Genomic DNA, 14,099 nt, shown 5'->3' with positions numbered 1-14,099 from the left:
AAAAAAGGAAATCAAAATCTAAGGGTTGCCGGCAAATACTTAGCAACCAGATCTTCGTAATAGGGTCTTAGTGCTTTTGCATCCGGCGGTACCGGTACTTTCGAGTACAGGTCGTAAGGATTGAATTTATCTACCCATTTAAACATCTCCTTGTCGTGATCATTTAGAAGGTGATCGTAGGCACCTTCCCGGTGTTGGGCATAAAAAGAATGGTACCGAATCATGTACAGTGCCGGTTCCGGCAAGTAATCCTTTACCATTTGGTAAAGATACTCGTCATGTCCCCAGGACATTTTTACGTTATCCAAGCCGGTGTTGGGTTCATAAATCCCAAATTTGGTGTTAAATCTTTCGTCTGAAGCGTCGGGGTTTTCCTCAAAAAACTCCGGGTAAACAATTTTGTCCGAATGGCGACAACCCACCGGAAAAGTGTCACCCACAACGGCCCACTGGGGCTCCCCGAAGAGGCACAATACCTTTCCCATATCGTGGATAAAACCGGTCAGGACAAACCAATCCGGATGTCCATCGGCACGAATGGCTTCCGAAGTTTGCAAGAGGTGCTGCAACTGATCCAGGTTGATATCCGGGTCCGAGTCGTCTACCAGGGTATTTAGATAATCAATGGCCTCCCAAAAGGGCATTTCTTTCTTGTCAAACTTCAGGTAATCCTGCTGCTTTTGGCTTACAAAATCATAGGTTTGATACTGATGGTTTAAGCGGTAAAATTCCCGTACCGTGTCTACCCGCTCCGAATCGTGGTAGTTTCGGTAATCCTGTTTGCCTTTGGCTTGTTCGGCCTTGGGTTTTGGGTAACGAACTTTTAAATCGTCTTCCCATTCTTCTATATTTCCCAATGGGGCTTTTTCCTTATCCGTATATTGTTTGGTCATGATTCAGAAGATTTTATTCAGTGGTTTAAATTTAGAAAAAAACAACCTGTATTTTATTACCTAACTAATAATTTTCAAAATAATTGTTCACAAATTACGATCGGTCAGAAATTTTTGTATGGATTCATGAAGCATTTTCAGGGTACGGGTATTGCTTTCACTGCTACTTTCTATTTCTACGATTTTTGGGTGGAGTGATTTTTGGAAAAAGGTTTCCAGGCATTCTTCCAAGGCAGCGGTATCCCGGACCAACCGGTATTCGAATCCCATTTCCGCCGCCAGGTGTTTTGCGCTAAGCTTCTGGTGGGTTTCAAAATACTCTTCCAACTCCGGTTGTTCGGCCGGCCCCTCGATCATTCGGAAGATACCCCCTCCGTGATTATTAAAGAGCACCACCCTCAAATTTGTTAGTTGGTACTGATGCCAGAAGGCATTTCTATCGTAAAAAAACGCCATGTCACCGGTAATCAGGGTGACGTTTTCTTTGGTGGTGAAGGTGCAGCCAACCGCAGTACTTGAGGAGCCGTCAATTCCGCTGGTCCCCCGGTTACAGATAATCTCCAGGTCTTTTTCCGGCAGGCCCAGTCTATTCACATTCCGCACGGCCAGGCTATTGGCCAAATGTACCTTCCCGAAGGGAGGCAGTCTGGCTAACACCCGTTTCAGTGCCAGCAGTTCCCCGAAAGCCTGTTTCTCCAGCAGGCCCTGAATACCGTTTTGCAGGGCTTCGTTTTTTTGACTCCAGCTTTGAATAAAAACGGGATCTGCCGGTCCTTGTTCGTTTGAGAAATACTCCAGGAAGTATTCGGGATGCACGCGGATGATCTGCCCCAGTTTTTGAAAAGGATCCGGTACCCTACCGGCGGGTTGCACGTGCCAGTGAGTGGCCTGGCTCTTACGCAGAAACTGCTTCATTGCCTTTGATAGGATGGATTTCCCAAAACTAATGACAAGTTCCGGAGCCATTTCTTTTTGGGTTTCGGGGTCCTTAATAAAAAAATCGTGGTGGATGATGGCACCTTCCTGTACCTGGTTACTGATCACATCCGTCACCAGGACGGCCTGTTGTTTACGAATAATATCAGCCAGTAAGGTTTTGATTGCCCGATTTGGCCGCTGCTGGCCAGGAAGAAGTAGGATTTTCCGGTATTTCACCAATTGGGCCCGGATCTTCTGTATGGCCTCCTCCCCAAAGGTGCTGAGGCCTGTCTGTATTTCCAGCGGCGGTTCGAGGTCGGTCACTTCAAAAGCATACTTCTCCTCAGGCAAGGGGTAGAAAGGCTCCCTCACCGGAATGTTTATGTGTACCGGACCCATGGGAAGACTTTTGGAAAGGACCAGGGCCTCTTTTACGATGCGTTTGGCATGCCATAACTTGTCGGGAAGCTGTGCCTCGTCAGGAAAGGTGAAGCTTTCTTTTACATGTTGCCCATAGAGGTTTTCCTGCCGAATGGTTTGGCCGTCCCATTGGTCGATCCATTCTGGCGGACGGTCTGCAGTCAGTACCAGTAATGGGATTTGTTGGTAAAACGCTTCGGCGATGGCTGGTGCGTAATTTAAGGCAGCCGAACCACTGGTGCAAACCAACACCACGGGTTTTTGAAGTTGCTGGGCCATTCCCATCGCTATGAAGGCAGCCGATCGCTCGTCAGGTATGGTCCGGCAGTGGATTTCAGGGTGACGGATAAATGCCAGAGAAATCGGAGCACATCTGGAACCAGGCGATAATACCGCCTGCGTGACACCACTTTTGGCACAGATAGAGGCTAAATGAGTTAATTGAGGAAGTATCAATGGGGCTTGGTGGTTTGGATGAATTTTCCGATAATGTCACATTTTAGCTCGGTCTCCTCCCATTCCTTTTCCGGGACGGAATCTTCCGTAATCCCTGCACCGGCATAAAGAAGTGCCTGGTTGTTTTCCAATTTGGCGCAGCGAAGGTTCACGAAAAGACTGGTTTCCCCATTTAGATTTACGGGGCCAATGAACCCGGAAAAATAAGAGCGGTCAAAACCCTCTTCCGCTTTAAGAAAAGCCAGGGCATCTTCCTTTGGCATGCCACAAACGGCAGAAGTAGGGTGTAATAACTCCAACATGACCGATCCGAGTTGGGGGAAGTTGGTTGCCTTCATATCCACCAGGAATTCGGATTTTAAATGAAGTAAACCACCCGCTACGGAGGTTTTAGGCCCCAGTTCCTGGTATTCCCGAAGCCGGATTTTTTTAAAGCAGTTGACAATGTAACGACTTACCAGGGCTTGTTCTTCGATTTCCTTCTGCGTCCAGGCGGCGTTTTTTAAGGGGTTATCTCCCTGCGCTTTCTGGGTGCCTGCCAGGGCCATGGTGTAGAAAAGATCGCCCTTGGTTCGGATAAGGGTCTCAGGACTGGCACCGATCCAGCATCCACTGGTTTCACTATAAAAACAATTGACAAAGGCGCTGGGATAGGCTTCGCATAATTCCAGAAATACCCGGGCCAAGTCAAAATCCGGGGGGAGTTGTCGTTTTTTTAAGCGGGCGGGCACCACTTTGTAGAATCCTCCCGATTGAATACGATCAATGGCCTTTGCGACGGTAGCCAGGAAGTTTTCTTTGTTGGAAGGGGTACTGTTGGGTGCTTCCGGGAGAGAGGCAATTTTATTTCTAACAATAGTAGCGGATCCCTCCAGTATCGATTCATTGGAATTCCACTCCTCTTCGGCGGCGGGGGATGCTTCTCCCAGCATAAACCGTTCGTAGCGAGAGGCTTTTACGTATACTTGATCATGGATTTCAGAATTCTGGAACGGGTGTATCATAAAGCCCCCCGGCAATTCGTCCAGGTCCAGGTTTGGACGGGAATAGGCTTGTGGATCCTTATCCATAATCATCTCCACCAGTGGCTGGCCTGGTTTTTTCCACACAGCGAACGGACATCCTTCGCGAAAGGCTTCCGCCATAAAGGATTCCAGGAACAGCTCCCGGGTGGTATTTTTTGCAATGTTTTGTGTATCCATCGGATTTACTTTCGGATAATAGCCAGGGTGATCCGGCTGATACAGGTCAGGTTTCCCTCCTGATCGTTAATTTTTATTTCCCATACCTGTGTCCTTTTGCCAATGTGCAGGGGAGACACCCTTCCTGTAACCTTGCCTTCTTTTACAGATTTTAGGTGGTTAGCATTAATTTCGAGTCCTACAGGATAAGCACCTTCTTCATCCAGGGTTAGCAAGGCCGCTACTGATCCCAGGCTTTCGGCTAATACCACGTTTGCTCCTCCATGTAACAGGCCAAATGGCTGTTTGGTTTTGGCTTCCACCGGCATTTCTGCTTCCAGGTAATCCTCGCCAGCGGCCGTGTAGCGGATGCCCAGAAATCCGATCAGGTTGCCTTTTCCCATCTGATTTAAAAAATCCAGGTCGGGTTTTTTCTTAAATAGCATGTTTTATGGGATAAAATTTTTTTCTTTGAATCCAAATTCAAAAATAGAGAATCTTGAGCAGTAAAAAAATTTACGTGGTGCGCCACGGACAGACAGATTTCAACCTCAAAGGGGTGGTACAGGGAAGTGGAATAGACGCCCCGATAAACGAAACGGGGAGAAAGCAAGCGGAACTATTCTTTCAAAATTTCAAGCATATTCCGTTTGACCGGGTTTTTTACTCCTCCCTGATACGAACCAGGCAGTCCATTGAAAAGTTTTTGACTCCGGATATGTATCAGGAGGAACTTTCCGATCTGAATGAGATCTCTTGGGGAGATTACGAAGGGCTTCCTATGGATCATGACGAAAACCAATATTACCTCAACATGCTTGCGAAATGGTCCGCCGGGGAGCTGGAACATAAAATAGGCGGTGGGGAGTCGCCCATTGACGTGGTGCAGCGATTAAAACGGGCCATGGATCACATTCTGTCGACAGGGGGAAATAACCTGCTGATCTGCATGCACGGTAGAGCCATTCGAATCTTAATGACACTGTTGTTGGGCTATGATCTTAGGTATATGGATGTATTCAGGCACGAAAATCTATGCTGCTACGAATTGCATGTGGAGGAAGATGGAAGCCTGACCTTGGATAAATACCACCCTTCCCCATTAAAAAAGACAGCCCCTATAAGCTGAGTTTGATGGTTGCCACTTTTTTTTGTGATCCCTGGTCCTTGGATTCGGAAAGCAGGGCCTGAAAATTTTCCTGACACTCATTCATGTCGATGATGCGGAACGCAATGGATTCCAGCGGAATTTCGCTTTTGTCAGATAGGCGAACGAGCGATTTTCCCATCTCGCAAACGGTCCAATCCGAAAAGGGAACGGTAACAAACAAAGCGTGTTCTGAATTTCCCACGTATACCTTGGTTTTAAAGGCATCCAGAAAACTCAATTCCATCTTTTGGGCACTGGATTGATACAATTCCAGCTCGGCCTCATCAAAAATAATCAAAAAGGTTTTTTGGGGACCCTCCTTGGCGATTGAGAGATGCGTAAGGCAAACGAATAATAGGGTGTAGATCAGCTGTTTCATTGTTTGGAAATATATGGAATAAACATATACGAAACAACAAAAGTTTTTGGATCTAACCAAAAAAGAAAAAACCGGAGCATGTCCGGTTTTGGTATTTAGGAAATTTTAAGCTTTGCTTCGCTTTCTTTTTGGAGTTGGTTCTTCTACGATTTCATCTTCCACTCCTGCCAGAATTCGGCCACAGTGTTCGCAGACGATAATTTTTTTCCGTTCGCGAATTTCGGCTTGCCTTTGTGGAGGAACGATATTGAAACAGCCACCGCAGGCCCCTCGTTTTACCAAAACTACAGCCAATCCATTCTTAGCGTTGTTTCGGATTTTATCATACGATTTGATGAGGCGATCTTCCACTTTCTTGGCGGCTTTTTCCCGTTCGGTTTTAAGCTTCTTTTCGTCGGATTCGCTTTCTGCTACGATGGTATCTAATTCCCCCTTCTTTTGATCCAGGTCGTTTTGCCGATCGTCAAGGATTTCTTTCAGATCTGCAATATCTTGCTGCTTTTCTTCTATTCGTACCTGAGCTTCTGCGATTTTCTTTTTAGATACTTGAATTTCCAGATCCTGCAGTTCCAATTCTTTGGTGATGGCATCGTACTCCCGATTATTTCGCACGTTCATCTGCTGTTCCTGGTACTTTTTGATCAGCTTCTCAGATTCCTTAATGGCATCTTTATTCTTCTTAATCTCGGCCTCCTTCGCTTCAATATCGGTATTGAATTTGTTCAGTCGGGTTTCGTAGCCTACAATTTCATCTTCTAAGTCCTGGACTTCCTCCGGAAGGGCCCCCCTGACCTTAAAAATGGCATCTAGACGGGAATCAATATTCTGAAGATTGAGGATGGCTTCTAGTTTTTGTGCGACTGGACTTTCCATGTACTAAAGGTAACTTATCGGATTGGTAACTAAATTTGTCAAATAGGTTGCAATATTACTAAATTTTTGCGACAATAAATCTTTTAATAGTTCTTTTGTGTAAATTTCACTTTCGTAATGTCCGATATCCACCAGGAGAAGCTTTTGGTCGGCGTCGAAAAATTCGTGGTACTTAATATCAGCCGTGATAAATACGTCAGCACCTGTTTTCATGGCAGATCCCAGCAGAAATATTCCTGCCCCTCCGCAAATGGCTATCCGCTGCACTTTTTTATCTAAAATGGCAGTATGTTTAAGAATTTCCAGCCCCATTGCCGCTTTTAGGTGTAGTAAGAAAGACTTTCCGTCCATAGGTTCGGGAAGCATGCCTACCATTCCAGAACCTACCTCCTGGTGCTCATTTTCGAGGGATTGGAGGTAATAAGCCACCTCCTCGTAGGGGTGGGCTTCCTTTAGAGCACGAATGATACCCGTCCGGAGATATTCCGGAAACATGAGCTCTACCCGAACCTCATCCACGCTTGCCGCTTCTCCCCGGACTCCCAGGTGAGGGTCAGCACCATCTAGCGGCAAAAACGTACCTTTTCCCTGGATTTGAAAACTACAATGGGCATATTCCCCGATTGTCCCCGCTCCGGCCTGGTACAGGGCATTTAGGACCTCATCTGCGTTTTCTTTCGGAATGAAGGTCGTGAGTTTAGTCAAGATGCCCTTTTTTGGGGCTAAGATTCGTGTTTGCTGCAACCCGATTTTTTGGGCTATTTTTTGATTTACGCCCTGATAAACCGCATCCAGGTTGGTATGGATGGCGTAAATGGCAATGTCATTTTTAATGGCCAGTATAACCGTTCGCTCTACGTAGTTTTTGCCGGTAAGTGTTTTTAATCCCTTGAAAACAATAGGGTGATGCGCCACGATGAGATTGCAACCTTTCGCTATGGCTTCCGCTACCACTGCTTCGGTTACGTCCAGGCTACACAAAATCCCCGACACTTCGGCATCCCGGTCACCGGTAATCAGTCCGGAATTGTCGTAATTTTCCTGATAAACCGGCGGAGCAATGGATTCCAAATGAGATATGACATGCTTAATCAAATAAACCATATATTTGCTTTTGTTTTTCAATCAAAATTACAAAAAAATCCACAATGCGCTTTTCTGAATTATTGCTGTATCCCTTTGCCTGCATCTATGGGGCGGCTACCGCATTCAGAAACAGGCTGTTTGATCTGGGGATAAAAAAAAGTCAGGTTTTTGAAGTCCCCACGCTGGTGGTAGGGAACCTGGCCGTAGGCGGTACAGGCAAGACTCCTTTCGTTGAATTTCTACTCCGCCACCTTTCCTCCCATCACCGACTGGCGGTCCTAAGCCGGGGTTATGGACGAAAAACCCGTGGATTTATTTTGGCGGATGATAGCACCGGCCCTGAAGCGATTGGAGACGAGCCCTTGCAGATTTATTCCAAATTTAAGGAGAACGTAAAAGTAGCCGTAGGGGAGGAGCGGATCCTGGCCATACCCATGATCCTGGCTACAGGTGGAGATATTCAAGCTATTTTGTTGGACGATGCCTACCAGCATCGCTACCTGGAACCAGACCTGCGGATTTTGCTTACTACCTATTCCGAGCCTTTTTTTTCCGACCGTTTGATGCCCCTGGGAAGGCTCAGGGAAAGCCCTGCGAACGCGGTACGGGCAGATGTGGTAGTGGTCACCAAATGTCCCTTACCGGTATCTCCAGAACAAATGGAAAGATACGTTTCCAGCTTGCGTGAATTTACGCGAGCGGAAGTGCCCATTTATTTTGCTGGTTTGACTTACGGTAAGGCTTACCCCCTGACCTCGAAGCTGGCGGAATTACCAAAAAATCTGATTGTATTAACTGGTATCGTTGACCCCAATCCCCTGGTGGAAGAACTTTCCAAAAACCACAGCGTATTGGAAGTGATGTCGTTTCCAGATCACCACCGGTATCGCTTAAAAGACCTGGAGGGTATCCGGGCTGTTTACGATAAATACCAAAAATACCATCCTGCTATTTTGACTACCGAAAAAGATGCGGTAAAATTGAAGAACAGAAAATTTGAGCCGGTAATCGATGAACTCCCTATCTTTGTCATGCCTGTAGAGGTGCGGATGGACCCGCAGGATGCGGAACAATTAATACATCAGGTAGCCCATTTGATAAAAGAAAAACAATTTGGTGGTGATGCGTAAGAGAGGTTATTTTTTGGCAATTTGGATCGCTTTGTTGGCTTGGATTCCTGCGGCATTTTCCCAGCAACAAGATCAGCAACAAGATCAGGAGGAAGGAGAGGGGGCCAGGAGAGGATTGCTGGACGACTCTACTAAAATGGTCTACGGCCCCAATACTTCCCTTTACTTCTATGAGAAATTTGTCCGGAACAACCGGTTTGAGAAAATCGAACTGGATACCTCTTTGACGGGTTTTCACAATTACGAACCTGTGGCCGACACCTGGTACAAATACCAGGATCTGGGAAATCTGGGCACTGCCGCCAGACCGGTTTTTTACGATGTGCCCCAACAGATTGGAAGAACTTCTGGGTTTGCGGCATACGATCTTTACCATAATTCTTCGGACAGCATCCGTTATTTTGACACCAAGTCACCCCACACGCATATTGCTGCATTTTTCGGTGGAGGCAATCGCAACCAGCTGGATGTGGAATTTGTGCGAAACATCCGTCCGAACTGGAATGTTGGCATCGCTTACCGCACGATCCGGGCACGGAAAACGCTCAATCCGACCCGAAGGGACGATAATAATGTGGTCAACGACTCCTATGAGATTCACACGAATTACTCCTCTACTAATGGCAAGTACAGGTTGCTGGCTAATTTTACCCGGATGGAGCACAATGTGAACGAACAGGGGGGGATCATTCCGCCAGAGGTAGATACGACTTCCCTTTATTTTACCTATGAGGACTCCAAAGTGTGGTTACGAAATTCCAGAGCCAAGGATTTACGGCAGGAATACCATCTTTATCAACAATTCGAAATATTGAAAGGCTGGCAGGCCTACCATGTATTCGATAAGAAAAAACAAGAAGTGACGTTTTTTTCTAATCTGGGAACATCAGATGCCGATTTTTTTAATGAAAACCGCTTTAATTCCTCGGATACCAGCCTGGTCTTCAGTAAACGGGATACGACCAATAATCACAATCATTTTTCGGAATGGAGAAATGAAATTGGATTTAAGGGGGATTTAGGTCCTGTTTATTACAATGCCTATTTGAAATTCAGAACCGGCAGAATGGCCAGTCGCTTTTTTTCTTCCAACAACTCCTTTACCGAGTTATACCTGGGGGGTGCCTTAAGAGGGGAGATCAATGAAAACTGGGTTTTTGAAGCCGAAGGAGAGTACCTGATCCCCGACGGCTACCGGATCACCGGTTTGTTTATCTCTCCCTACCTGGATGTCCGGTATACCAAGGCCCTGTACAAACCTACGCTGGCCCAGGAAAGATACCGGGGCAATCACTACCGCTGGGACAATGACTTTTCCAATACCGGAGTGGATCAGATTCAGGGAACAATCAAGGTTAATGTAGGCGAAATTAGACTCAGACCCAACCTGACCATAAACAGGATCAATAACTATGTGTTTTATAACGAAGAACAGGTACCCGAGCAGGCAGCTTCTCAGGCATTTATGGTTATCCCCGGATTAAACAGCCACTTTGTCGTTGGAAAACGATTTCATTGGGTATCCGAAGCCCGCTATACGCTCATCACGGGAGGAGCCGCAGATAAATTCAGAATCCCCGAATTGTTTATCAATTCCCGTATTTACTTTGACGGCCCTTTATTTGACGAAAATATTTTTGTGCAAATTGGACTGGAAGGAAGGTACCGGTCGGATAACCTTGCTCCGGCTTACATGCCAGCCACTCAGCAGTTCTACCTACAGGACGACTTCAATGTGTATGCCTACCCGGTGGCCGATGCCTTTCTTAATTTCCGGATCAACCGCACGCGGGTGTTATTTCGGTACAATCACCTGAATGCCGGTTTTATGGAAAACGACGGGTACTTTGTCACCCCCGGGTATACCGGATTAAAAAACATGCTGGATTTGGGGATTAGTTGGTATTTCTTTGATTAACCGTTAGTATGGACTGGAAAGAATCTACGAAAAGCAAAATGCTGCACCTGCAACTGCCTACGGACCCGCGTTGGGTAGATATAGCTAAAATCAGTTTGGAGGCTATTTTGGTGGACCACGCTTATTGTGAGCAAAAGGCAGCTTCTTCCTGCATCTCTCTGATCATCAAATTCCCCGAGTTTGACACCATGGTGGATGTACTCAGCCCTGTGGTAGCGGAAGAATGGGCCCATTTCGAAGCGGTAATGCACCAAATCCGGAAGCGAGGGTACCGGTTCGGACATCCGCGGAAAGATGAATATGTGGTACAGTTGCAAGGGTTTATTCATAAAGGAGGCAGCAGAACTTATCAGCTTACCGAACACCTTTTAATGAACGCATTGATTGAAGCCAGATCCTGTGAACGCTTTAAATTGCTTTCCAAAAATTTACAGGATGAGGAGTTGAAACAATTTTATTATGATTTGATGGTTTCGGAAGCGGGGCATTATGTGAATTTTATCCAGTTGGCCAAGACCTATCAGGATTCTGATAAGGTGGAACGGCGCTGGAAGGAATGGCTGGATTATGAAAAGGAAGTTATGAAATCGCTGGAAGTCAGAGGGGACCGCATGCATTAAAGGCCCTAGATACCGTTAAAATTTCTGAAATTCTTTGCCCAAACTTATTTTATGATTAATATTATCAAAATAGTTTGTCCAGAAAAATTCTTTTGGCCTTATACAGACAAAACATGGATTTGATAGAAAATATCCGGGAGGCCTTCCGCTCCGTCAGAATGAACCTGTTGCGGACGATTCTGACAGGCTTGATTATCGCTATCGGCATCACCTCACTGGTGGGCATGTTGACGGCCATTGATGCCATGAAGGCGCAGATTGAGGAAAGTCTTTCCGGATTTGGGGCGAACAATTTTGATGTCAGGAGCCGGGGCTTTTCCGGCGGCAGGGCGACAAGTTCCGGCGTGGCACCGAAAAATTACTCCAATATTTCCTACAGAGAAGCAAGTGCTTTCAAAGAAAAGTACAATCAAAATGGCATTTCTACCATCACTACTACTGTCTCAGGCTCTGCTGAGGTTTCAAGAGGATCCAAAAAAACCAATCCAAATAGCCGGATTATCGGAGGGGATGAAAATTATTTTCTGATCAAGGGAATCGTATTGGAGGAAGGACGTAACTTCAGTAATGTGGAAATTGAGTATGGCAACAATGTTTGTATAATTGGAACTGAAATTAAGAAAACGCTTTTTGAGGAGGGAGAAAACCCCATAAATAAACATGTCACTTTTTATGGCAGGCGCTATACCATTGTAGGCATCATGGAGCGACAAGGGGGTGTTGGAGGAGATACCGGTCCGGACAGGGCCATCGTCGTTCCCATTCTGAATGCCCGAAACCTGGATCAAAGGGGGACCTTTCGGTATACGATCACGGTGGCTGGGCAAGACCCCCTTAAGCTGGAATACGAGATGGGCCAGGCCACTGGGGTCATGCGTTCCATCCGCGAGGATGGCATTGGTATGGAAGATTCCTTTGAGGTGGTCAAGTCCCAGACGCTGGGAGAAAGTTTGGAGGAGATTGCGGGCTTTCTCCGAATCGGAGGGTTTGGAATTGGATTCATTACCCTGTTGGGGGCAGCCATAGGGTTGATGAATATCATGTTGGTTTCCGTGACGGAAAGGACCCGTGAAATTGGCATCCGAAAGGCAATGGGGGCGACTCCTAAACGAATCCGGCAACAGTTTCTGATCGAGGCCATCGTGATTTGTGTGTTGGGAGGGATTTTAGGTGTGCTGATGGGCATTGGTATTGGGAACCTGGTAGGAAATACCGTAGGACCAGGTGGTTTTCTCATTCCCTGGGTTTGGATAGTTTTTGCTTTTGTTGTGTGCATTGTGGTGGGCTTGTTTTCCGGTCTTTTGCCCGCGTACAAAGCCAGCCGTCTGGATCCGATTGAATCGTTACGGTACGAATAGAAAAATGAATATGAAAGCGAATACATACGATGCCATCGTCATTGGCTCCGGCATTAGTGGAGGCTGGGCGGCAAAGGAACTTTGTGAAAAAGGATTAGAGACCTTGGTTTTGGAAAGGGGACGGCAAGTAACTCATAGGGAGGATTATCCCACCATGCATACCCCGCCCTGGGAGTTTCCCCTGCGAGGGCAATTGCCGCTGGAGTTGCGGAAAGAAAACCCCGTGGTTTCCCGTTGTTACGCTTTTAGAGATGATGCCGACCATTTTTTTGTAAAAGATAAGGAGCACCCCTACATTCAGGATAAACCGTTTGACTGGATCAGAGGGTATCAGGTAGGAGGTAAATCCCTTTTGTGGGCAAGACAGGTACAGCGCTGGAGTCCTTTTGATTTTGAAGGGCCTGGAAGGGATGGTTTTGCCGTGGATTGGCCGATACGCTATGAGGATCTGGCGCCCTGGTACAGCTATGTGGAAAAATTTATTGGGGTAAGCGGCAATAAAGACGGGTTGGACACCTTGCCTGACGGGGAGTTTTTACCGCCCTGGGAAATGAATAAAGTGGAAAAGCTGGTTCAGGAGCGAATCCTGGAAGCCTATCCTGACCGAAAATTTGTCATCGGACGCTGTGCGCACCTTACAGAACCCCAGGCCCATCACACCGCTCAGGGTAGGGGACAATGCATGGCCAGAAGCCTTTGCCAGCGGGGATGTCCCTTTGGGGCCTATTTCAGCTCCAATGCCTCTACCTTGCCGGCTGCTGCTGCTACAGGAAACCTGACGCTCAGACCCCATTCGGTGGTACATTCGTTGATTTACGACGATGCCAGGGGAAAGGTGACCGGAGTACGGGTTGTCGATGCAGGTAGCAAGGAAACAACCGAATACTTCGCCAAGGTAATCTTTGTAAATGCCTCCGCATTAAACTCCAACCTGATTTTATTGAACTCTAAATCTGACCGCTTTCCGGAGGGATTGGGTAATGACAATGGCTTGTTGGGCACTCACATTGCTTTTCATAATTATCGGGGTTCCCTTTCTGCCAGCATGGAAGGCCATTTGGATTCTTATTATTATGGAAGGCGACCCACGGCGGTGATGCTGCCGAATTTCAGAAACGTCAAGAAGCAGGAGATGGACTTTTTGCGAGGATACATGAGTTTTTACTCTGCTGGCAGGGGCGGTTGGGGCGGTGCCCGAAACGAGGATTTCGGTCCGGATTTTAAAGAGGCCAACTCGGAAGCCGGGCCCTGGGGGGTATACATGATGATGCAAGGAGAAACCATTCCAAAACGGAGCAATAGGGTTTACCTGGATGATACCCAAAAAGACGAGTGGGGCATGCCCCAGTTGCGGGTGGATGTGGGGTATGATGATAACGATGAAAAGAGCCTTCGGGACTTTTTGGATCAGGGGGCTGAAATGCTGGAAAGTGCAGGGTGTAAAAATATCCGTCAAAATGATAGCCGGCAGGCTCCGGGATTGGATATCCACGAAATGGGTGGCGTACGGATGGGGAAAGATCCCAAAACCTCCCTTCTGGGTAGGTTTCATCAAATGCATGCCTGCCCAAATGTCTATGTCACCGATGGGGCATCCATGACTTCCACCGGCACCCAAAATCCCAGTCTGACGTATATGGCCTTTACGGCCAGGGCAGTGGACCACGCGGTTGGGGCGTTGAAGCGGGGGGATTTGACTTAGTGGGTAATTTCCGGA

At 47.0% G+C, this 14,099-nt stretch carries 13 protein-coding genes; 6 read left to right on the top strand and 7 right to left on the bottom strand.

What is annotated here, in order from left to right:
* Positions 1–11 precede the first annotated feature (11 nt).
* The 4 genes from GJQ68_RS14790 to GJQ68_RS14775 all read right to left on the bottom strand — a co-directional run bounded on the left by GJQ68_RS14790 (position 12) and on the right by GJQ68_RS14775 (position 4,314).
* Positions 12–893 (bottom strand): inositol oxygenase family protein, encoded by an 882-nt coding sequence (locus tag GJQ68_RS14790; protein WP_162418032.1) that lies wholly within the window; start codon positions 891–893, stop codon positions 12–14.
* 87 nt (positions 894–980) lie between these two features.
* The gene (gene menD, locus GJQ68_RS14785; RefSeq protein ID WP_162418031.1) at positions 981–2,687 is read right to left on the bottom strand and encodes a 2-succinyl-5-enolpyruvyl-6-hydroxy-3-cyclohexene-1-carboxylic-acid synthase; all 1,707 of its coding nucleotides are present in this window, start codon (positions 2,685–2,687) and stop codon (positions 981–983) included.
* Positions 2,684–3,889, bottom strand: a complete 1,206-nt coding sequence (locus GJQ68_RS14780; RefSeq protein ID WP_162418030.1) for a chorismate-binding protein — start codon at positions 3,887–3,889, stop codon at positions 2,684–2,686. The genes menD and GJQ68_RS14780 overlap by 4 nt, the downstream gene beginning before the upstream one ends.
* Before the next feature lie 5 nt (positions 3,890–3,894).
* Complete coding sequence (locus tag GJQ68_RS14775) at positions 3,895–4,314, bottom strand: hotdog fold thioesterase (RefSeq protein WP_162418029.1); 420 nt, start codon at positions 4,312–4,314, stop codon at positions 3,895–3,897.
* A gap of 53 nt (positions 4,315–4,367) precedes the next feature.
* On the opposite strand from GJQ68_RS14775, the gene GJQ68_RS14770 reads away from it, so the two are divergent.
* A complete protein-coding gene (locus tag GJQ68_RS14770) occupies positions 4,368–4,997 on the top strand; it encodes a histidine phosphatase family protein (RefSeq protein ID WP_162418028.1) in 630 nt (209 codons plus the stop codon).
* Here GJQ68_RS14770 and GJQ68_RS14765 read toward each other — a convergent pair.
* From GJQ68_RS14765 to GJQ68_RS14755, 3 genes are all read right to left on the bottom strand, one after another.
* Complete coding sequence (locus GJQ68_RS14765) at positions 4,987–5,397, bottom strand: hypothetical protein (RefSeq protein ID WP_162418027.1); 411 nt, start codon at positions 5,395–5,397, stop codon at positions 4,987–4,989. The genes GJQ68_RS14770 and GJQ68_RS14765 overlap by 11 nt on opposite strands.
* A gap of 105 nt (positions 5,398–5,502) precedes the next feature.
* A complete protein-coding gene (locus GJQ68_RS14760) occupies positions 5,503–6,270 on the bottom strand; it encodes a zinc ribbon domain-containing protein (protein ID WP_162418026.1) in 768 nt (255 codons plus the stop codon).
* 3 nt (positions 6,271–6,273) lie between these two features.
* Entirely contained in the window at positions 6,274–7,374 is a 1,101-nt protein-coding gene (locus tag GJQ68_RS14755) for a Nif3-like dinuclear metal center hexameric protein (RefSeq protein WP_162418025.1), read from the bottom strand.
* Positions 7,375–7,418: 44 nt separating this feature from the next.
* Here GJQ68_RS14755 and lpxK point away from each other — a divergent pair, with 44 nt between their 5' ends.
* From lpxK to GJQ68_RS14730, 5 genes are all read left to right on the top strand, one after another.
* Positions 7,419–8,486 (top strand): tetraacyldisaccharide 4'-kinase, encoded by a 1,068-nt coding sequence (lpxK, locus tag GJQ68_RS14750; RefSeq protein ID WP_162418024.1) that lies wholly within the window; start codon positions 7,419–7,421, stop codon positions 8,484–8,486.
* Entirely contained in the window at positions 8,479–10,404 is a 1,926-nt protein-coding gene (locus tag GJQ68_RS14745) for a putative porin (protein WP_162418023.1), read from the top strand. The genes lpxK and GJQ68_RS14745 overlap by 8 nt, the downstream gene beginning before the upstream one ends.
* Positions 10,405–10,412: 8 nt before the next feature.
* Positions 10,413–11,024 (top strand): tRNA-(ms[2]io[6]A)-hydroxylase, encoded by a 612-nt coding sequence (gene miaE, locus GJQ68_RS14740; protein ID WP_202927947.1) that lies wholly within the window; start codon positions 10,413–10,415, stop codon positions 11,022–11,024.
* Positions 11,025–11,137: 113 nt separating this feature from the next.
* The gene (locus GJQ68_RS14735; protein WP_162418022.1) at positions 11,138–12,382 is read left to right on the top strand and encodes an ABC transporter permease; all 1,245 of its coding nucleotides are present in this window, start codon (positions 11,138–11,140) and stop codon (positions 12,380–12,382) included.
* A gap of 10 nt (positions 12,383–12,392) precedes the next feature.
* Entirely contained in the window at positions 12,393–14,084 is a 1,692-nt protein-coding gene (locus tag GJQ68_RS14730) for a GMC oxidoreductase (protein WP_162418021.1), read from the top strand.
* The last annotated feature ends 15 nt before the right edge of the window (positions 14,085–14,099 follow it).

Origin of the sequence: Cyclobacterium roseum, from assembly GCF_010119225.1 — a bacterium.
Lineage (GTDB): Bacteria > Bacteroidota > Bacteroidia > Cytophagales > Cyclobacteriaceae > Cyclobacterium > Cyclobacterium roseum.
This window is presented reverse-complemented; position numbering and strand designations above follow the sequence as displayed.